Raw genomic sequence first — 19267 nt, 5'->3', positions numbered from 1 at the left:
GGCCGAGGCGTATAAGGGGGCGTGAAACGGGAGACATCGCCGTGAGCGGCGGCGCGGAGGATGACTTCGGCGCGTTCGTGGCGGCCAGGGCCACGACCCTGTTGCGGCTCGCCCACCTCGCCTGCGGGGACCGGGCGGAGGCGGAGGACCTGCTGCAGACGGCGCTGGAGCGTACCTACAGGAACTGGAACAAGGTACGGCACGACAGTCCCGAGCCCTATGTGCGCCGCGTGATCGTGAACACCGCCATCAGCCGGGCCCGCCGCCGGGCGATTCTGCGGATGATCCCTGTGCGTGTGCTGCCGGACACCCCCGCGCGCTCGGACGACGTGGATCTGCGCGAGGTGCTCATGGACGCGCTGCGCGCGCTGCCGCCCCGGCAGCGTGCGGTGGTCGTGCTGCGGTTCTGGGAGGACCTCAGCGAGCAGCAGACGGCGCAGGTGCTCGGCTGCGCGATCGGGACGGTCAAAAGTCAGTGCTCGAGGGCACTGGCCAAGTTGCGTGCGGCGCTCGGCGAGGAGTCCGTGGAAGGAGTGATCGGCCATGGCCGCGCTTGAGGACCGCATTCGCCACCTCATGGCGGAGGAGGCCGCGAGGCTGCACGTCCCGCCGGACCTCGGGCTGCGGGTCATGCGATCCGCCAGGCGGAGGAGGAGGCGCAGCGTGCTGGCCGCGCTGGCCGCCACCGTGGCCGTCACCGGCGCCGCCCCCTTCTACCTGGCGGCGGTCACGGGCTCCGAGCCGGCGCCGATCGTCACCGAGACACCGCCGCCCCCGCCCGCCATCGACGACCTGCCCCCCACGGGCAGGCCGACGCAGAAGGATCTCGGGGACCTGGGCGACGGGAAGGCGTTCGGGCATGTCAAGGTGGGCTATCTGCCCGAGGGGCTGCGGTGGCAGAACTGGTCCGTGGACTTCGGCGACAGCTATTCGACCGGTTACGACTACAAGGGCGACAAGAACGGCTTCTACTGCGTCCAGATCTACGTGTTCGAGGACGAGGCCGTGCTGGAGGTCGACGACCGCATCAGCATTCACCGGCAGGAGGGAGAGGGGCAGGAGGTGGCCATCGGCGACCGTGCTGGTTACATGGTCGTGCAGAACGTCGGCGAGGACGGCATGAAGGGCACCCCCACGCTGTTCCTCGACATGGGCGAGCGGCGGCGGGCCGAGATCTCGTTCAGCCCGGTCTACGCCAAGGACCTGCGCACCTCCGAAGCCGTCGAGCGCGAGCTGCGCAAGATCGCCGAGGGCCTGACCTCGACGGACTGACGAGCATGAGGGCGTGCGGGCTTCATCGCTCGGGCGCGTAGATCCAGAAGTCGGCGACCAGGGCGGCGCCGAGCGCCGGGAGCGGCCGTGGCACCTGCAGGCACCAGAAGGGATGCGGCTCGTCGCCGTACCTGGCCGCCCAGGCGGCCGTGACGCCGGGGAAGTCGTGTACCGCGGTGACGAAGTACTGCGCGCGCACCGCGCCGGCCATGGATGTGCCGGCGGCGGCACACAGCGCGTCGGCGTGGTCGTAGATCGTGGCGGCCTGCAGGTGACCGGCATGGGCGAGGCCGTCCAGGGTCGGCGAGATTCCCGCGCCGGCGACGGCTCCGTCCGCCCTCACTGCCATCAGGCCTGAGGGCAGGAGCAGGTCGCCCGCCCGGACGCAAGGGCCGAGCGCGGCGCCATGCGGCAGTCCGGCCTCGACGACCGTCTTGCGTCCGGCCGCCTCGTTCCGCAGCGCGACGAGGTTCATCTCGATGCGTCCTTGGGCGATGCGGAAGGCGGCCGCCGGGACGACCGTGAGCGCGCACGGGATGCCGTTCAGGTGCTCGGACCAGACCTCCAGGAACTCCGGCAGGTCGTCGCCGTCGCCGAGGAAGACCTGCGCCTTGACGACCGTCTCCCACGACGACCCGGCCGCCTCCAGGAGCGGGGTGAGCTGGTGGGCGATGAGGTGCTCGGTCTGGCGCCGGATCGCGCTCGCGCCCCAGCGCATGTCCGGCGGGACGGCGGCGCGCGGGTCGAGCCTCTCGCCGGACTGGCTGGCCATATGACCGGAGACGAAGACGAACTCCCCGCACGTCACCGCAGGGGGGACCCCGTGCCCGCCGGCTTCGGTGCCGGGCGGGTGGACGGCGGCGACGTCGTGTCCCGCGTCCGGGTGGGCGGCGATCAGGCCCGCCGAGACGGAGCTCGTCGCGGCGAGGCAGCGATCGACGACCACGGACGTGCTGGCCGGGAGATGATCCCCGACGGCGTGCCGCCGGGCGCGGTGGTAGGGGTTGACCGCGTCCGGGCTGGTGTAGAACTGGTCGACGCGCACGCTCCGCGACCAGTCCGTGCCCATCTCGCCGAGCAGCCGCCGTAGTTCGGCGATGACGGCCTCGCCCTCGCGGCGGCGGCGTGACTCGCCGATCTTCGGGGCGTTCCCGCCGGTCGCGCCGGTGGCCGGGTCGATGGCCTCTTGGCCTGTGACGAACACCCATGGCCCGGCCTTGACGGCGGGCGCGTGGCGGATGGCCGTCCCGGCGAGGTGCGGAACGACGGCTTTCACGATCTCGTTCATGCTCCCACCTGGCCTCGTGCGCCGGCCGCGACGACAGGGTTGCGCAGCTCGCCGATTCCCTCGACGCCGACGGTCACGACGTCGCCCGGTCTGAGGAAGATCTGCGGGTCGCGGGCGTACCCCGCTCCGGCGGGCGTGCCGGTCGTGATCATGTCGCCGGGGCGGAGCCGGTACCACTGCGAGAAGTAGGAGACGAGCCGCGCGATGCTGAAGATCATCTCTCCGGTGCTCGCCGACTGCATGACGGTGCCGTTCACCGTGGTCGTGAGCCGCAGGTCGTGCGGGTCGGCGATCTCGTCCGCCGTGGTGAGGACCGGCCCGCACGGGAGGAACGTCGGGAAGAGCTTGCCGTTGATGGCGCGCCCCCAGCCCTGCAGGACGTCGACCTTGCCCGTGGCGGCGTAGAACTCACCGGCCCAGTCGCGCGCGGAGACGTCGTTGGCGAGCGTGTATCCGGCGACGTACGCCATCGCCTCGTCCTCCGGCACGTCGTGGCAGGTGCGCCCGATCACCACGGTCAGCTCGCCCTCCCAGTCGACCATGTAGGGGAACCGCCGGGGCAGGACGATCGGGTGGCCGTGCCCGGTGAGCGTCTCGCGGACCTTGATGAACGCGTACGGGAGTTGCGGCGGGGCGACGTTCCGCATCTCCTGGAGGTGCGTGCGGTAGTTCATGCCTGTCGACAGGACGAGCGCGGGGTCCGGGACGACGGCGCGCAGCGGCGTGACGGCGTACGGGGTGAGCGCGCCCGCCTCGCGCAGGCGCTCTTGTTCCGTGTCGTCGGCTTCGATGGTGGCCACGATCTTTTTCAGCAGGCCAAGGGTCTCCTCGCCGCCTTCGAGGATGCCCCGCACCGAGGGCGGTACCCGCCGGGTGATCGGGCCGGATGCGGTCGCGGCGAGGTCGAGGACGTCGCCGGTGCCGAGCAGTGCTCCGGCGTGGCCGTCGGCGCCCGCGTCGATGGTCAGCAGTCTCATTCGTGCTCTCCTGTCAGTGCCGCCGGTCGTAGCGGTGGAAGGCCACCCGGTCGGGGTCCCACTCCAGCCCGATCCCGGGCCGGTCGGGGACGATCGCCTGGCTGTCGCGGATCTGCAGGGGGTGCCGCAGCAGGGGGCCGGCCCAGTCGACGTACTCCAGCCAGTGGGCGGTGGGGCCGGCCGCCAGGAGGTGGACGCTGATCTCGGGGAACAGGTGGGACGAGATCGGCGTCCCGCGCGCCGCGGCGAGCGCTGCCGCGCGCAGCCAGCCGCTGACCCCGCCGATCCGGGCGACGTCCGGCATCACCAGGTCGCAGGCCCCGCGATCGACCGCCTCGGCCAGTTCCTCGGGACGGTTGAAGTTCTCCCCGAGCTGGATCGGGACGTCGAGCGCGTCCGCCAGCCGGGAGTTTCCCGCCAGGTCGTCGTGGCGGATGGGCTCCTCCAGCCAGGCGATGCCCTCGTCCTGCAGGGCCAGGCCGCGCCGGAGCGCGTCCTCGACGGTGAGCGCCTGGTTGTAGTCGGCCAGGAGCCCGGTACCGGGTACCCGCTCCCGGATGGCGTGCAGCACCGCCAGGTCCTCGTCCAGGGTCGGGTGGCCCAGGCGGACCTTGAGCGTGCCGAACCCATGGGTCAGCAGCCGGGCGGCCTCATCGGCCGCGGCGTGCGGTGCCATCAGGCCCAGCCCGCTGGAGTTGTAGGCGGGCACGGCGGTTCGCGTGCCGCCGAGCAGCGCCGCGAGCGGGCGGCCGGCGGCGACGGCGAGCGCGTCCCACAGCGCGATGTCGATCGCGGACAGCGCCATGCGGACCAGGCCCGTCACGCCCACGAGCGTGGCACGGCGCGCCAGCTCCGCCGCCGCCTGCCGTGGCGTGAGCGGCCGTTGCGCGATGAACCCGGCGGCGTCGTGGAGCAGGAGGTCGAGGGCGCGCATCGCCGCGATGGAGTAGCAGAACAGGTACGCCCGTCCGTCGGCGCCCTCCCGCGTCCTGAGGGTGCACAGCAGCAGCGGGGCCGTGCGCACCGTCGTGGCGCTCGTGCCGAGGGGGAAGCGCATGGGTAATTCGAGTGGGATCGTCTCGATCGACTCGACGCTCAGCGGGCGCTCCGCCCGCTCAGCCTCGTGCATGGCCGTCGGCGTGCGGGGCGAGGATGTCGGCGACGGCCCGGTTGAGCGGGGTGCCGACTCCCGTCCTGCTGCCGAGCTCGACGACGCCGCCGGACAGCCACCGCACTTCGAGGGGACGTCCGGCGTCGAGGTCGTGGAAGAGGGAGGAGGTCATGTCGTAGGCGACGTCGTCGACGAGCTTCAGGCACTCGCGCGCGTAGTCCTCGGCGAGTGCGACGCCGGACGCCCGCCCGACCGCGACGACCTCCCGCATGAGGTCGAGCAGAAAGGCCCTGGTCTGCGGGTTTTCCCGGACGGCGCCGATGGGCAGGCGGGTGGTCGCGGTCGTGGCCGACAGGCCGGTGAGGAACACGAACTTCTGCCAGATCTGGCGCCGGATGTCCGGGCTGACCTCGGCGTTGATCCCGCCCGCGACGCATGCCTGGTGGAAGGCGGTGACCCGGGCCGAGACGCGGCCGTCGAACTCGCCGAAGACCAGCCGCTGCAAGGAGCCGGTCTGTGCGATCACCCCCGGGCGGGAGATGCGCGTGGCGACGTAGGCGACCCCGCCGATCACCCGTTCCGCGCCGAAGGCGTCCCTGAGGTAGTCGTCCTTGAGAACGCCGTTCTGGAACGACACGACCGTGGTGTCCGGCCCGATGAGCGGCCGGATCTGCTCCAGGGCCGCCTCGACGCCCCACAGCTTGACGCACAGCATCACCAGGTCGGCCGGGCCGGCCTCGGCCGGGTCGTCGGTCGCGCGCACCTCCGGAAGGTGGACGGGATGGGCGCCGCCCTCGATGCGGAGGCCGTCCCGCCGCATCGCCTCCAGATGGGCGCCCCGGGCGACGAACGTGACGTCCGCGCCGCCCCGGGCCAGCAGCGCGCCGAAGAACCCGCCGACCCCGCCGGCGCCGACGATCGCGATCCTCATCGCAGCGCCCCGTCCGGCACGGTACGGACGCCGCTGTCGGTAACGGGTGTGCTCAGCCAGGAGCCGAGCAGCCCGGGCAGCCTGCGCGGGTCGTCGGCGCGGAAGGCGAGATAGCCATCGGGCCTGACCAGGAACACATCGCCCGGTCTGGCGCCGAGCTTGTGCAGCACCTCGCGCCGGGCGTCGAGGAACGTCGGCACGTCTCCCTGGCGGGGCAACCCCTCGCCCAGCACCATCAGGCACTGCAGCGAACCGGCGTAACGATCCTTCAGCCGGGCCAGCTCGGCGGCCATCGCCTCCTTCTTCCGGCTGGAGGTGTAGGAGGAGGCGTACCCGATGAGCACGAATCCCGGCGTGCGCATCAGGTCGTACAGGCGGACGCCGAGGCCGTCGCTGTCGGCCAGGTCGAGGTCGGGGACCCGGTCGCCGGCGTTGATCGCGCTCTTCGGCAGCCCGCCGAAGCGCTGCGCTTTCGACAGCGCCGTGTGCCGGTACTCCACCCCCGTCTGGGAGACCCGGCCGCTCATGAGGTTCTGCACCGGGGTCGTGGACAGGGCGAGCCCCATGACCTTGCTGCTGATCTTGCGGTACGTCGTCGAGCGTGCTTGTTTGATGAACAGCTGGAAGAGCAGGTCGGAGAGCTTGCGGGTCCGCTCGCCGATGAGGTGCCGTTCCTCGTTGTAGCTGTCGAGCAGCGACTCCGGCGCCCGGCCCCGGCACACGAAGCTCAGCTTCCACGCGAGGTTGAAGGCGTCCTGGATGCCGGTGTTCATGCCTTGGGCGGCCACGGGGATGTAGAGGTGCGCCGCGTCGCCGGCGAAGAACAGCCGTTCGTTCCGGTACGTGCTCAGCAGCCGGTTCTGGGCGCGGAACCTGGTGATCCACTGCGGGTTCCCGATGCGCAGGGGATAGGGGACGATCGCGTCCACGGTCTCCTGGACCTCCTCGATGTCGAGGGGTTCCTTGGGTGAGATCTCCATCTTGGCCAGGTCGAAGGCGATGACCCGCACGTACTCGTTCTGGAAGGGCAGCAGAGCGAGGCCGCCCCGTTCGTTGGTGTGCAGGCTGACGAATCCGCGCGGCAGGTCCCCCTCGACCAGGACGTCCGCGATGAGCGCGGTGCCGCGGAACAGGGGGCTTTCCTCGGTCGTCCCCCATTGTTGGCTGAGCACGCTGTGCGATCCGCTGCAGTCGATCAGGTAGCGGGCCGTAACGGTGCGCTCGCCCGACTCGCCGGTCAGCTTGGCGGTCACGCCCTCGCGGTCCTGGGCGGCGCTGACGAGCTTGAGCCCGCGGTGGAGGGTCCCGCCGAGTTCGCCGAGACGCTCGGTGAGGGCTCGTTCCGTCTCTTCCTGCGACAGGGTCAGCATGAACGGGTAGCGGCTGCCGGTGTGATACATCTCCACGATCGCGGGCGTGCGGTCGTCGGCGCCGAAGTTGAAGCCGGGAGCCAGGTACCCGTCGCGGACGAACGCGTCGCTGAGGCCGTGCAGCTGCAGCAGCTCCAGGGAGCGTGCCTGCAGGACGAGCGCGCGCGAGTAGCGTGCGGGCTCGCTGCGCTCGTCGATCAGCATGCAGTCCACGCCCTGCCGGAGCAGCTCGATCGCCGCGGTCAGCCCCGTGGGCCCGGCTCCCACGACGAGCACCTGTGTGTCGTGGACGGTCATGACGTCGCCTCCTTGGTCATGGTGCAGGTGAGGAAGTAGTCGAGATGTGCCTCGACGAGGCTCCTGGCGCCGATGAGCTCCTCATCGGAGGCGTCCGGCGGCAGGCGCAGGAACCAGATGGTGTCGAGCGGCGCCATCAGCTCCCACACCAGTTGCTCGGGAGGCTGGTCGGCACGGAGCAGGCCGGCCGCCTGCCAGGCCTTGAACGGCCCCGCGAGCCGGTGCTTGGCCGCCTCGATGGCGGTGTGCAGCCCGCGGACGCCGTCCTGGCCGGAGCCGTCGCGCTGGATCACCCGGGCGAAGCGGCGTCCCCGCGGGCTGGACCACACTTCGAAGAGGCGATCGACCAGCTCGCGGATGGCCTGGTCGGGTGCCGTGGACGCCATGGCGTCCAGGTCGGGGCACAACGCCTCCAGCGAGGGCGGGCCCATCTGCTCGAACAGCGCCGTGTACAGGGCGTCCTTGTTGGCGAAGTGGAAGTAGATCGCGCTGTCGTGCACCTCGGCCTGCTTGGCGATCTCGCGCACGCTGGTCGCGGCGTACCCCTTCAGCGCGAACAGCTCCAGCGCGGCATCCAGCAGGAGTTGCCGGGTGTCTTGTCCTTCGTCTCTGCGCGGCCGTCCGGGCCGCCGCTTTCTCTCGTCCGTCACATCCGCCATTAAAACCAGCGGTTGCTTAATTAGTCAATTCAGCGGGCGCTTAATTTTTGCCGGGGGCGGGCCGGGCGTCCGTCTCCGCCTCACACGAAGGGGCCGCCCGGCGTCACGCTCCATCGGGATCAGCGCACCACGGGAGTGAGCAGCGCCTCGCTCGCCCGGGACAACATCACCTCGCCGGTGAAGGTGTGCGTCTCCTCCACCTGGAACTCGGCCAGGCTCAGGCGGATGTCCCGCGCTCCCTGCTCCGCCCGCCGGCAGGCCTCCTCGGTCTCGAACAACGTCACGGTGATGATCGTGTCGTCGCCTGCGGCGATCGCCTGGTAGCTGACGATGCCGGCGGGCACCTGCACGGGGGCGCCGGAGGCGGCGTCGCCTTCAGGGGAGAGCTGGCTCGCGAACTGCCTGTTGACCTTGCTCATGAGGTCGTCGATGGAGCCGGTCCCCATGCGGTACCGGCGGATGAATGCGTGCATGATCGGTCCTTTCGTAGGATGGTCCTGATACTAGGACTTGTCTTGAGTCAAAGACAAGTGTAAGTTCCAGGTATGGAGACCGACGCCTACGTCGAGGAAGTGGCCACGGCCGTACGAGGCCATCTCACGCGGACCGGGAGAGAGGCGAGCGAGCTGACCCTGGAGGACATCGCCGCCGTGATGGGAGTGTCACGGAGCACGCTCATCCGCCGCATCGGCCACCGATCCCGCCTCGACGAGGCCCTGGCCAGGCAAGGCGCGAACGTGGCCCGCCGGTCGGCGCGGGACCGGGCAGTGGAGTCCGCCGCCCGCCTCTACGGCACGTACGGGGTCGGCGAGGTGACGCTGGAGATGATCGCCGCCGACGCGGGATGCACGGTGCAGGCCATCCAGGGGCAGGCGGGCGGCCGCGACGGTCTCCTCGCGGCGGTCTTCGACCGCTACAGCCCGATGCCACGCGTGGAGGAGGTCCTGGCCGACCCGCCGGCGGGCCTCGAGCCGGCCGCCCGGCTGCTGTACGAACCGGTGCTCGACGCGATGATGGGCGAGGCGCGGGTGATGGCCGCGATGTTCGCCGAGATCGCCTCCCGGCCCGGCGGCGCGCTGGCCGTGCACGTGCGGGAGAACTACGCGCCCCGCTTCGTCGGCCTGATCATGGGCTGGCTGAGAACGCACATCGACGCGGGGGCGGTGCGTGACCTGCCGGAGAAGACACTGCTCAGCCAGTTCGCCGGCCCGGTGCTGGCCAGGAGCGTGGCCGCGCTGGCCACGGGCGAACACCTGAGCGCTGCGGCACGCGCCCGGCTGGCGGCCGACCTGGCAGAGGCGTTCTGCCGCGCCGTGCGAACCTGAAGTCCTGGTGGCGTCCCCGAGGAGGCACGGCTCCATGTACAGCTTCTACCTTTTCGAGGGGTCCTTCTACCAAGGGGGTGGCGGATGGGCTTGCTTCGACATCCGCCACGATCTGCCCGCCATCACACGGGCGGCGATGCGCTACATCCGGCAGGGGCACTGGCTCGGATCCTGGGGCGACACCTGCGTGATCCGGGTCTACCAGCGCGACGACGTCGACCTCGAACTGCGCGTCTACCCGTTCGCCAGGGTGAAGATCCCGGGCTTCTCCGAGATCTGCTTCGACCCTGAGGGGCTGACGGTCGGAGGCGTTTCCGAACCCGGCAGCGGCTATGAGGACGTCGCGGAGATCGACCTGGAAGGGGCGGTGCTCCTCGATCTCATCAACGAACATCCGGACGAGATCCAGGTGACGATCGACTGGGGCGACGTCACCTGGCCAGACCTCGAACCGCCGCTGCTTCCCGAGGACGCCTCGGTGCTCGTGGACCTGTCCGAAGGCACCGCGGACGCCTTTGGCCACGACCTGCCTGACGATGAGCATGACGCACTCAGCGACAGGCTCATCGAAGAGCTGACCAACGACCAGCGCATTCTCCGCTTCGGACACAACCGGGTGCTCTGACGATCTCGCTGTCACCGTTGGATCAGGGCGGCGCCGGACGGAGTGGCGCCGGACGGGGGCGTGCTGAGCGGCATGGGGCTGGTGCCACGGGGCTGAACGAGATCGTGCTCCTCGACGTCGATGAGCCCAAGCTGCGGCTGCTCGGCGGCGTTGCGGCCCACCTGGCACGGCGCCACGGCGATGTGCGGGTGGTGGCCACCACAGACGCGCGGCGGGCGCTCGACGGCGCGGACTTCGTGGTGACCACCGTACGCGTGGGCGGGGATGCGGCGCGTGTCGCCGACGAGCGGATCGCGGTCCGGCACGGCGTGCCCGGGCAGGAGACGACGGGCGCGGGCGGACCGTCGGCATCTGTGACAGCGCCAACCTGGGCCAACCTGGGCCAACCTGGGCCAGCAGGCCATGGCCGCCGTGCACGGTCTCGACGCCAGACCTGCGGCCCGAGGCCCTGGCCACCTGTCGTGGGGACGGGCGGTCCGCGATCAGCAGGGTCGCGACCTGCCGGCGCCAATGCCGGCCGGCCCCCGCTTCCACGCCGGTACTCACAGATCGCGACCCGGGCCAGCGCGCCGCCAACCTCCGGCGGGACGCCGGGAAGGACCTGCACCCGTTCGAGACGGGCCGTGGTGCGCTGTTCGTCCTCCCATGACGCGGCCGCGTGGCTGACGAAAGGTCCGCCACGAGCGCTGTCGACGTAGGCCTGCAGCCAGCAGACGAGCCTGCCCTGGGCGATCAGCCCTCTCCGGAGGTCCACCTCCGTCCCTTCCCTGGCCAGCCAGGCGCGGCCGCGGTCGCATGCGAGGGGACCGAGCTGATGAAGAAGCCGGGGGGATGGAGATCAGGGGCGTCGCGCGGGTCCAGCAGGACGTACTCGTCTCGAACCGTCCGGTGTCCCCTGCGGACCAGCCCGGTCGCGAGTTCCTCCGCGAGCCGCCCCTCGACGTCCGCGGCCCATTCGGCCGCCGCGTGCACCGGCAGGCCGGTCCACGGGCTGCGCGGCGCCGCCGGGTACTCGACCGCGAAAAGCGTAGAGGTTCGGATCCCGCCGCCAGCGAAAGAGCACGACCATGCCGTCGGGCTCCGTCCGGACATCGACATAGGAGTAGCCGTCCGTCACGGCACCCGCCCGTGACAGGCACGTCCTGACCGCTGCGACAATCTCCTGCCGAGACCACCCGATCGCTATGCTTCCACGCTCCCACACCCGTCTCGCCCCAATAAGTCGGTAGGACCAGGTGAACGCTGGATCCTCTTCCGTTGCACAGCCGGCGGGCGGCGTGCAGGCCGCAGCGCCAGCAGGTCGTAGAGCACTTCCAGTCCCTGCCCGGCCCTTGGGTGCCGGGCACCGGACGCTAGCGCGCGGCGGGGCGGTGGCGGTTCGCCCAGATGGAGCGGGCCACAGTGGCAGGTGTCATGAGGGTGGCGGGGTGGGCGGTCATGTTGGTCACGTCGGCGAAGCGACGCGAGATGGTCTCGTCGGCCAGCGAGGCGTCGACGATCTGCTCGCCGATCCAGCGTGCGAGCCGCCTCCGGACGGGGAGCACCGCGCCGCTCTGCTGCCGGGCGAGGTCGGCCGCCGTGGACAACTGCCAGGCGGCGTCGACGATCACTTGCTGCAGGTCGAAGAACTCGTGGGCTGGCATCCGGGCGTCCGGCGTGCGCCACAGGTAGGCCGACAGGCTGGAGGCGTGCAGCGTGGCCGATGTGATGCCCTGGCCGTAGATGGGGTTGAAGGAGGCCACCGCGTCGCCTACACTCACCAGGCCGCCGGGCAGGCGCGTCAGCCCGGCGTAGTCACGGCGGCGGGCGTCGGCCTGGCGGTAGGTGGCGATGGGCTTGAGCGGCTCGCCCGCGACAGCCCGCGCAAACGCGGGCGGCAGGTCCTCGCGGCAGCGTAGGAGAAAGCCATCCAGGGTACGGTTCGGGCGGTCGTCGTCGTAACCACCCAGCATGACGAGCCATGCGCCCCCTTCCACGGGGCTGACCGCGCCGCCGGCGGTGCGGGCCGCTGCGAACGCGGAGCTGCGGCGGGCCAGCGCCCCGAAGATCGGAGCGTCCGGTGAGCGGGCGAAGAGTCCCGTGGCGTAGTTGACGTTGATGGGCACCCGGTGCAACGACGGCTTCTGCCAGCCTGCCTCTTCCAGCCAGTCTCCGAGCTTGCTGGCGCGGCCCATCGCGTCCACCACGAAGTCGGCGTCCTCCACCGCCTCCTCGCCTCCGCTGACCCAGCGCACCCCCTGCACCCGTCCGCCGCCAAGGCCCAGCCCGGTGACCCTGCCCGGCATCACCTTCACGTTCGGCAGATCGAACGTACGGCGGCGAATCACGTTCTCCAGGAACGGGCGGGTGCCACTGAGCAGGTCGTAGGGGGCCGTCGCGGCCTGCGGGACGTTGTCGACGTAGGTGCGCACCTCCCTGCCGGGCAGCAGCACCGCGCCCTCCTGGCGGGCCTGCGCGGTGATGCCGGGGAACCAGCGTTCGAGCTGCCGGAGCCCGCCCACCAGCAGCGCGTGCGACTGGCTGCCCTGCGGCACACCTGGACGCGGAATCCGAGTCTCGCCCAGATCGTCCCGCTCGATGATCACGACGGTCTCGGCATGGTCGGCGAGCACGCGCGCGGCCAGCAGCCCGGCGACGCTCCCGCCCATGACCACCGCCTTGCCGGCGACGATCCGGGTTCGCTCGATCGGCCTCGCCGCGCTCAGGGCATTGAAGATCTGCACAGGTGTTCCAAGCGGCATAGGACGACCGTACAAGCGCCGTCCGCCTGGAGAATCAGTCAGATGACCAGCTGGTCGGCCGCCTCACCCATTCGGCCGGACCACGCCTGCCCCAGTCGTCCGACGGATTCGGGGGCCATGCGCATCTTCGTGGCGTGATGCGATGATCGAGAGTTCTGATCCACCGAGCCCCCGGGCTCCGGCGGCGCTCTTGATGTCGTGGAGGCGGTCCGCCTGGGGAGCGACGGACCCAGCACAAGCTGGTCTGCGAGTGGTTCGACAATCGGGGCCGCCGTGCCACCGTGACCTGGCCGGTCCGGAAGGGCGATGAGCTGACGGCGGATGCGGCGATCCTGCACGCGGAGCGGAAGATCCGCGTGCAGGAGGCGTTCACGCGGCGCGATGAGAACTCTTGGGAGCACACCGCGCGGGTGGACTTCGGCCAGGGCTGGGTGCAGACGGAGGCCCAGACCTGCGGCGGCTGAGGTGGCCCTCGTCATGTCAACCGGGGGAGGGGGCGCAAGGGGCGATCCGGTAGGCGCGGATGATGGTCTGCTCGATGGTGTTGCCCGCGCTGTCCTTCGATCGGGCGCGCAGTGAGACGAACCCGTCCATGGCCGGGTGGCGCAGCGGGACCGTGCCGTTCGCCCCGGACCAGGTCACCTTCCAGGAGGCGCCGTCGTCGTAGGAGACGTCCACGGACAGGTCACGGGACCTCGCCAGTGGTCGATCCGGCCTGTGTCCGTACGGTCAGCGGCACGGTGAACGGCCGGCCGGTGCGGTGTTGCGCCGGTCCAGTTCGGGGGAGAAGCCGACCACCGACAGCGGTAGCGCCGTGGTGCCGTCCTGGACGGTGGCGGAGCGGAACGTCCAGGTGACCGACACGCGGGTGGACAGCGTGGCCGCCGGCGCGCCCGGCCTCGGCCTGGAGGTTGTAGGCCGCGTCGCCGGGCGGCACCTGCACCGCTTGGAGGAACGGCCGCGGCGCCTCGGTCACGAGCCGGCCGTCACGGTTGAGGGCGATCGGCGCCGCGGTGGCGCTCGAGGTGCCCGTGCGTCCCGCCCCGTCGCCGAAGAGCGCCGGCAGATCCACCGGTACGTCGCGGGCCGGCTGGGCACGCAGGCGGCCGACGGCCTCAACGGGGAGATCTTCCTCGCGGCCTTCCACGATCGCGCCAGCTTCGACGCCCGCCAGGGCGTGGTCCGTGGCTGTACGGCATCGCCACCAACATCGTCGCCCAGCACCGCCGCAGGGAGATTCGCCGGTTACGGACGCTGCGGCGGGCCCCCACGAAACGGTCGATCCCGGGCACGAGTCCGCGGTGGTCGGGCGTGCGGCGGCCGCGAGCGTGGCGGAGCTCAGCTACGAGGAGATCGCGCAGGCGCTCGACATCCCGACAGGGACCGTGGGGTCCCGGCTCAACCGGCCCGCAAGAAGGTGCGCGCCGCTTTCGGCGGCGTCAACCCGATGAAGGAGGAGACGGATGGATGACCTGGCTGCGATCGGCGAGCTGTTCTGGGCTCCGTCGGCCGGCGCGACGTCGAGGCGGAGGGCCGGGCCCGGCTAATGGCGGCCCTGCGCCGTACCACGCGGCGAGCCTCTATCGAGTTGCCAGCCATTCGGTACTGCAAGTACCACTACCTTGAATGGTACTTGTAGTACCGGAACTGGTCAGGAAGGCGCTCACGGAATGGTCGGGACGACCGGCCACCTGAAGCCGCTGTGCACCGACTTCTGTCGCCCACCAGTCACATGACAGATACGCGGCCGGTCCCCCCACAATACCCTGTGCGTCGGGTCGAAACATGAAGCGGAGGTGAACAGAAATGCGTTACATTTCGCTAACTGTCGAGGAGCTCGAGCGCTCCGACCGCAACAACTGGCATTGGAGCCATTAGCCGCGATCGCGAGGGATCGCCTGTCGAGCGGGCCGCAGCCCACTCGACAGGCGCATCTTCACGATCGGGATGAGGATTTAAGATTCACATGCGCTTGCGCAGAGCACGATGCCTGGTCTGCTATTGGCACAACGGGGCATTCGTCGCCCACCCTTTCCTGCGAGGAAAAGGCCTCGTCCTGTCGGTCGCCATCGCGGAAGTACTGGACGCCTTCACCGATTGGCGCACCGTGGACGAGGCCGTCGAATGCCTGCCGCACGAAGCTCGCGAATCGGTGGCCGTGGTCATTCCCGAGCTGGTCTCGCGCGGGCTTCTGCTCGCCGAAGGCAGCCAGGAGGATACGCGAGACGAGGCGCTCGACGCTCGATGGGGGCCATGGTCTCCAGAGGCGTCGTTCTTCCACTTCGCCACGCAGAATCACATCTACTCCGAGGCGAGCGGCGACGACCGCGAGGCGCTGGCGGCCCAGGGCCGGCCGCCCATCTTCACCACGTATCCCGAAGCCGATCGAATCCTGCTCCCGCGCGTCCCCGGCCGACTCGACGAGCCGTTGGGACAGGTGCTGTACCGGCGGCGCACCCACCGCTCCTTCACGTCGGCTCCCGTGCCGTTAGTGCCTTTCGCCGCCCTGCTGAGCAGCACCTTCGGGCCCGCCGACTACATTGATGCCGGCGCTTTCGGCGCCCTCATCCGCCGCACGAGCCCATCGGGCGGCGCCCGGCAGGAACTGGAGGCCTATCTGGGTATCCGCCAGGTCAGCGGCGTCACGCCCGGGTGGTATCACTACAACTCTTTGGAACACTCGCTGGAGTTGATGGCCGAAGGATGCACCGGCGAAGACCTTTCAGCCATGTGCGGAAATCAGCAGTGGGTGGAAGACGCCGCGTTCATTGTCGTCCTGACGGCGGAAATCGAGCGTATGCTCGCCAAATACCGGAATCCGCGTGCCTACCGCGTCTGCCTCCTCAACGCCGGCCATCTGGGCCAGACCTTCGCCCTCTCCGCTGTGGCGCTCGGGCTCGGTCCTTTTCAGACAGGCGCGTTCCACGACAAGGCCCTGGCGGAACGGCTGAATCTGGACAATGTTTCTCGGACGCCGCTCTATGTGCTGGGCGCCGGCCTCCCGGAGGGGGAGTGGGCTTCGATCCCGGCCGGAGCAGACATGGAAACCTTCGGCCTGACAACTCTCCAGGCGAAGACCACAACGCCTCCGGCCCGCCCAGCATGACGACCCGCGTCATCAAGATCACCACCCGCTTGCCGCCGCAGGGCTGAGATGGGCCCGTCATCGGCGCCTCTTCTGGACGGACGGCCAAACGCAGGTCAGGCATGCGGCGCAGGAGTGCCGCATATGCAATCCGCATTTCGATCCTGGCCAAGTGCTGGCCCAGGCACTGGTGGATACCGTGCCCGAAGGCGAGGTGACCGGCCGCAGGGCGAGAGACATCCAACTGCTCGCCGTCAGTGAACTTCGCGGGGTCGCGGTTTGCCACGGGGAAGTACAACGTGACCGCGTCACCCTTCTTGATGACCGATCCGCCGATCTCGACGTCCTCAAGGGCGGTCCTGAAGGGGCCGACATGGACAATCGTGAGGTAACGCAGCAGTTCCTCCACCGCGTTCTCCATCAGGGACGGATTCTGCCGCAGCGCGGAGAGTTGGCGGGGGTGGGTGAGCAGCGTATAGGTCCCAAGAGCGAGCATATTGGCGGTAGTTTCGTAGCCGCCGTTGAGCAGCAGAAGCGCGACACCGGTGAGCTCCTCGTCGTTGAGGTCACCACGTTCGATGATCTTGCTGATGAGATCGTCGCCGGGCTTGGCGCGCTTGCGTCCGACATGAGTGCGCAGGTAGCTCGCCACTTGCTCAAGTGCGCCGCTCGCTTCTTCGAGGGAGATGTTGATGGCGAAGAGCAGTTTGACGGCGGTCAGGAACCACTGATTGTCGTCGGAGGGTATGCCGAGCAAGTCACTGATCACCAGTGCTGGGATTGGTTGCGCGAAAACCTGCACCAAGTCGGCGGGTTGGTCTGATCTCTGCATGCGGTCGAGGCAGACTTCGACGATCTCAGTGATTCGAGGCGCCAGCAGATTCATTCTGCGGACAGTGAACAAGCCTGCGAGCAGGCTGCGGTAGCGGGTGTGGTCGGGCGCGTCCATTCGCAGGAAGAATCCGGGAGGCACTTGCCTGATCAGCTCTGCTCGGCCTGGAACCGGTGAACGGAACAGCTCCGGCCGATTGCTGAAACGCGGATCGGACAGCACCGCGCGGGCGGCAGCGTGGCCGGTGATCAGCCAGCCCATGTGGCCGTCGGGATACACCAAGGAGTGTAGGGCCGCTTGCTCTTGGTGCTCTTTGTACCTCTGAGGCGGATCGAGCGGATGCTCTCGCTCCATGATCATGGCGATGGTGGACACACTGCTCCTTCTCAGATAGACAGGGCCCTGCGGCGCAGTAGTGGCAGACGATTCGGCTGGAGGCGGCAGCCGAAGGACCTCCTCAGCAAGAAATTGGCCTCAAGCGGACACACCGACATCTTCGCCCAGCGAAGCATGTGTCGAATCCGTCATTTGACTTGTTCGATGAAACGCATTTGTCGGATCGCGATCGCTAACCTTCTTGGTTGCCAGTCCGAACCGAATCTTTCCGGGCGGAGCGCCGGTCACTCATTCCAGTAGCGTTTGAGTCGCGGAGCATCGCCGGAGGTAGAGGTGTCGCCCGCGTCGCCCGCGCTGTCTGTGCTGTCTGCGGGGGAGGCGGTGTCCGGGGTGGTCCATCGGCGCAGCCCGGTCGTGGCTGGGTAGGCGGCGGGCAGCGGTTCGTCGTGCAGGGCCAGCAGGGTGTCGACGACGGTGGCGCGGGTGGCGAGGCGGCCGCGCAGCTGTTTGCGGCGGGCGTTGCGCGCGGCGGTGATCTCCTTGAGGCTGACGGTCTCGCCGGACAGGTGCGGGCAGATCGCCCGGCACAGGAAGGTGGCGTCGGTGCCGTCAGGTGCGCGGAGGTAGACGCGGATCTCGGTGATGTCTCGGGGGTCGTAGCGGATGGCGACCTGTTCGCCGACGTAGTCGGCCAGGACCGGGTCGATGTAGCGCAGGGCCAGGAACTGGATGCCGTCGGTGTGGACCTTGCGCGGTTTGGCGACGGTGCACAGCAGTAGGTCCAGCTGCTCCAGGCAGTCGGGCATGCGCGGGATGAACGCGCCGGCCTCCCAGCGGGCCTGCGGCGGGAGGCCGGTTTCCGAGTGCGGGCGCAGGTTGTAGACCTCGCGGATGAACCGGCCGATCGCGGCGTCGAGCTCGGGAAGGGTCAGGGTGGCTTGGGCGGCGCGATCCTTGCTGCCCTTTGGGGCGTAGCCGGGCAGGTGGGCCAGGCGCATCTGGTTCATGGTCTCCATGAACCGTTCGATCTTGCCGTGGCCGTGCGGCTGCCCCTTCTTGCTGAACATCGGCCGCACGCGCAGGTCGGCCATCACCTGTTCCAGATGGGCGGAGGTGAAATCCGGGCCGTGGTAGAGGTGGAAGATCTCGGGGATGCCGCACACGTGCCAGCCCGGTTCGGCCTTGCGCCAGATCGCCTGCCGGAAGGCCAGTGCGGTGGACAGCGCTGAGGGCGGCTCCAGGTTGAGCGCGTACCCGGCGATCGCGCGGGAGTGGTCGTCCTGGATGGCGGTCAGCCACGGCCGGGCCGGCCGGCCCTTGGGGTCTATGACCCACAGGTCCAGCTCGGTGTGGTCGGCCTGCCAGATCTGGTTCGGCTGGGACGCTTCCCTGCGATGCACCAGCTCATACACCTCCCGGTAGCGTTTGCTGCCCTCCACGCCGAGCGCCACCAGCGCCGGGTCGAGGTTGCGGACGATTTCGTGCACGGTGGAGTAGCCGGGGACCCGCCAGCCCTGCGCGGTGGCGACGCTGGCGGCCTGCCGGTGGATCACCGCCACGCTCTGGCGGGGCGGCCGCAGCGCCAGGCCCTCGATCAGCAGCCGCAACGGCTCGGGCATCCGCACCTGGCCGCGGTCCGAACGCGACCGGCGCACCAGCGCGGCCAGGCCGCCGGCCTGGTAGGCGGCGCGCCAGCGGCGCAGCGTCCGCTCGGGGACCCCGCAGGAGGCGGCGACCTGGGAAAGGGGGACATCGTCTTCGAGGTGGGGCCGCAGCAGTCGCCAGTGTTCGAGCGCCTGCAGGCGTTGCGCGTCGCTGAAGCCCGTCAACGGGGGGTCGCCGTCCGGCGCGGCTGCTTGCATGAACCGTCCCTCCCTGACCGCCTCACTGAGCTGGCCTCCTTCGCAGTGTGCCCGGTGCGCTCACGAAACGTGCCGGCAGGTGGCTGAAGGCGCTATGCGTGCTCGTCGGCGGCGCCGCCGTACCGGCGACCATCGTCATTTGGTGTCGGTTTGTGGAGATCGGCGGGAAGTGCGGCGCCGCAGGCGTTCGACGGCCTACGATCAGGTTCCTGACCGGGTCCCTGGTGCGGTGGGAGGGCGTGTGGCAGAGCTTGGGCTGCCGGAGGCGATCGAGCAGATCCGTCAGGAGTTGCGGGAGGCGATCGCTGCGGGCGCCGATGCGGAGATCCAGTTTCCTGTCGGGGAGGTGACGCTGGAGTTCCAGGTCGGGGTGAAGAAGACCGGCGAGGGCAGCGGCAAGGTCAAGGTGTGGGTGCTGGAGGCCGGCGCCGGCGGCAAGATCGAGCACGACCGGGTGCAGAAGGTGACCGTCGTCCTGCAGCCGCCCGTCGATGCGCAGGGTGACCCGGTCAAGGTATCCCGTCACTCGTCCGCCAAGCCGGGTTAGCCACGGAGG

19 protein-coding genes and 1 pseudogene are annotated in these 19267 nt (G+C 69.8%); 8 read left to right on the top strand and 12 right to left on the bottom strand.

Going from position 1 to position 19267, the window contains the following annotated elements:
• The first annotated feature begins 41 nt into the window (after positions 1-41).
• Complete coding sequence (locus HCN51_RS36140; RefSeq protein WP_168015959.1) at positions 42-557, top strand: SigE family RNA polymerase sigma factor; 516 nt, start codon at positions 42-44, stop codon at positions 555-557.
• Positions 544-1272 (top strand): hypothetical protein, encoded by a 729-nt coding sequence (locus HCN51_RS36135; protein WP_168015957.1) that lies wholly within the window; start codon positions 544-546, stop codon positions 1270-1272. Before HCN51_RS36140 ends, HCN51_RS36135 begins: the two co-directional genes overlap by 14 nt.
• Positions 1273-1294: 22 nt before the next feature.
• On the opposite strand, the gene HCN51_RS36130 is transcribed toward HCN51_RS36135, so the two are convergent.
• From HCN51_RS36130 to HCN51_RS36100, 7 genes are all read right to left on the bottom strand, one after another.
• On the bottom strand, positions 1295-2560 hold the full coding sequence (locus HCN51_RS36130; RefSeq protein WP_168015955.1) for a RidA family protein: 1266 nt from the start codon (positions 2558-2560) through the stop codon (positions 1295-1297).
• On the bottom strand, positions 2557-3537 hold the full coding sequence (locus tag HCN51_RS36125; protein ID WP_168015953.1) for a fumarylacetoacetate hydrolase family protein: 981 nt from the start codon (positions 3535-3537) through the stop codon (positions 2557-2559). The genes HCN51_RS36130 and HCN51_RS36125 overlap by 4 nt, the downstream gene beginning before the upstream one ends.
• 13 nt (positions 3538-3550) lie before the next feature.
• Positions 3551-4666 carry an enolase C-terminal domain-like protein gene (locus HCN51_RS36120; RefSeq protein ID WP_168015951.1) on the bottom strand — a complete coding sequence of 372 codons (1116 nt, stop codon included), beginning with the start codon at positions 4664-4666 and terminating at the stop codon, positions 3551-3553.
• Positions 4653-5579 carry a ketopantoate reductase family protein gene (locus HCN51_RS36115; protein WP_168015949.1) on the bottom strand — a complete coding sequence of 309 codons (927 nt, stop codon included), beginning with the start codon at positions 5577-5579 and terminating at the stop codon, positions 4653-4655. The genes HCN51_RS36120 and HCN51_RS36115 overlap by 14 nt, the downstream gene beginning before the upstream one ends.
• Positions 5576-7246 carry an FAD-dependent monooxygenase gene (locus HCN51_RS36110; RefSeq protein ID WP_168015947.1) on the bottom strand — a complete coding sequence of 557 codons (1671 nt, stop codon included), beginning with the start codon at positions 7244-7246 and terminating at the stop codon, positions 5576-5578. The genes HCN51_RS36115 and HCN51_RS36110 overlap by 4 nt, the downstream gene beginning before the upstream one ends.
• Positions 7243-7896, bottom strand: a complete 654-nt coding sequence (locus tag HCN51_RS36105; protein WP_168015945.1) for a TetR family transcriptional regulator — start codon at positions 7894-7896, stop codon at positions 7243-7245. The genes HCN51_RS36110 and HCN51_RS36105 overlap by 4 nt, the downstream gene beginning before the upstream one ends.
• Before the next feature lie 128 nt (positions 7897-8024).
• Positions 8025-8378 (bottom strand): hypothetical protein, encoded by a 354-nt coding sequence (locus tag HCN51_RS36100; protein WP_168015943.1) that lies wholly within the window; start codon positions 8376-8378, stop codon positions 8025-8027.
• A 72-nt stretch (positions 8379-8450) separates the two neighbouring features.
• Between HCN51_RS36100 and HCN51_RS36095 the strand changes: the two genes are divergently transcribed.
• The 3 genes from HCN51_RS36095 to HCN51_RS63110 all read left to right on the top strand — a co-directional run bounded on the left by HCN51_RS36095 (position 8451) and on the right by HCN51_RS63110 (position 10553).
• On the top strand, positions 8451-9230 hold the full coding sequence (locus HCN51_RS36095) for an RNA polymerase sigma factor sigma-70 region 4 domain-containing protein (protein WP_168015941.1): 780 nt from the start codon (positions 8451-8453) through the stop codon (positions 9228-9230).
• 34 nt (positions 9231-9264) lie between these two features.
• Entirely contained in the window at positions 9265-9855 is a 591-nt protein-coding gene (locus HCN51_RS36090) for a hypothetical protein (RefSeq protein ID WP_168015939.1), read from the top strand.
• Between the two features lie 104 nt (positions 9856-9959).
• Entirely contained in the window at positions 9960-10553 is a 594-nt protein-coding gene (locus HCN51_RS63110) for a family 4 glycosyl hydrolase (protein WP_206068292.1), read from the top strand.
• A 654-nt stretch (positions 10554-11207) separates the two neighbouring features.
• Here HCN51_RS63110 and HCN51_RS36080 read toward each other — a convergent pair.
• Entirely contained in the window at positions 11208-12578 is a 1371-nt protein-coding gene (locus HCN51_RS36080; RefSeq protein ID WP_168015937.1) for an FAD-dependent oxidoreductase, read from the bottom strand.
• Between the two features lie 299 nt (positions 12579-12877).
• Between HCN51_RS36080 and HCN51_RS36075 the strand changes: the two genes are divergently transcribed.
• A complete protein-coding gene (locus HCN51_RS36075; RefSeq protein WP_168015935.1) occupies positions 12878-13060 on the top strand; it encodes a hypothetical protein in 183 nt (60 codons plus the stop codon).
• Between the two features lie 16 nt (positions 13061-13076).
• Here the strand turns inward: HCN51_RS36075 and HCN51_RS36070 are convergent, their stop codons facing one another.
• Positions 13077-13274: a hypothetical protein gene (locus HCN51_RS36070; protein ID WP_168015933.1), complete on the bottom strand. Its 198-nt coding sequence runs from the start codon at positions 13272-13274 to the stop codon at positions 13077-13079.
• Between the two features lie 7 nt (positions 13275-13281).
• A complete protein-coding gene (locus HCN51_RS36065; protein ID WP_168015931.1) occupies positions 13282-13743 on the bottom strand; it encodes a hypothetical protein in 462 nt (153 codons plus the stop codon).
• 819 nt (positions 13744-14562) lie between these two features.
• On the opposite strand from HCN51_RS36065, the gene HCN51_RS36060 reads away from it, so the two are divergent.
• On the top strand, positions 14563-15702 hold the full coding sequence (locus HCN51_RS36060) for a SagB/ThcOx family dehydrogenase (protein WP_206068291.1): 1140 nt from the start codon (positions 14563-14565) through the stop codon (positions 15700-15702).
• 163 nt (positions 15703-15865) lie between these two features.
• Here HCN51_RS36060 and HCN51_RS60165 read toward each other — a convergent pair.
• Together HCN51_RS60165 and HCN51_RS36050 are read right to left on the bottom strand one after the other, a co-directional pair.
• Positions 15866-16513 (bottom strand): annotated as a pseudogene (locus tag HCN51_RS60165) (cytochrome P450); the annotation flags it as partial.
• Between the two features lie 620 nt (positions 16514-17133).
• Positions 17134-18711 (bottom strand): Mu transposase C-terminal domain-containing protein, encoded by a 1578-nt coding sequence (locus HCN51_RS36050; RefSeq protein WP_168015929.1) that lies wholly within the window; start codon positions 18709-18711, stop codon positions 17134-17136.
• Between the two features lie 241 nt (positions 18712-18952).
• Here HCN51_RS36050 and HCN51_RS36045 point away from each other — a divergent pair, with 241 nt between their 5' ends.
• Positions 18953-19258, top strand: a complete 306-nt coding sequence (locus HCN51_RS36045) for a trypco2 family protein (protein WP_168015927.1) — start codon at positions 18953-18955, stop codon at positions 19256-19258.
• Positions 19259-19267 lie beyond the last annotated feature (9 nt).

The sequence above is a fragment of the Nonomuraea composti genome (assembly GCF_012034275.1).
Taxonomy (GTDB): Bacteria; Actinomycetota; Actinomycetes; order Streptosporangiales; family Streptosporangiaceae; genus Nonomuraea; species Nonomuraea composti.
This window is presented reverse-complemented; position numbering and strand designations above follow the sequence as displayed.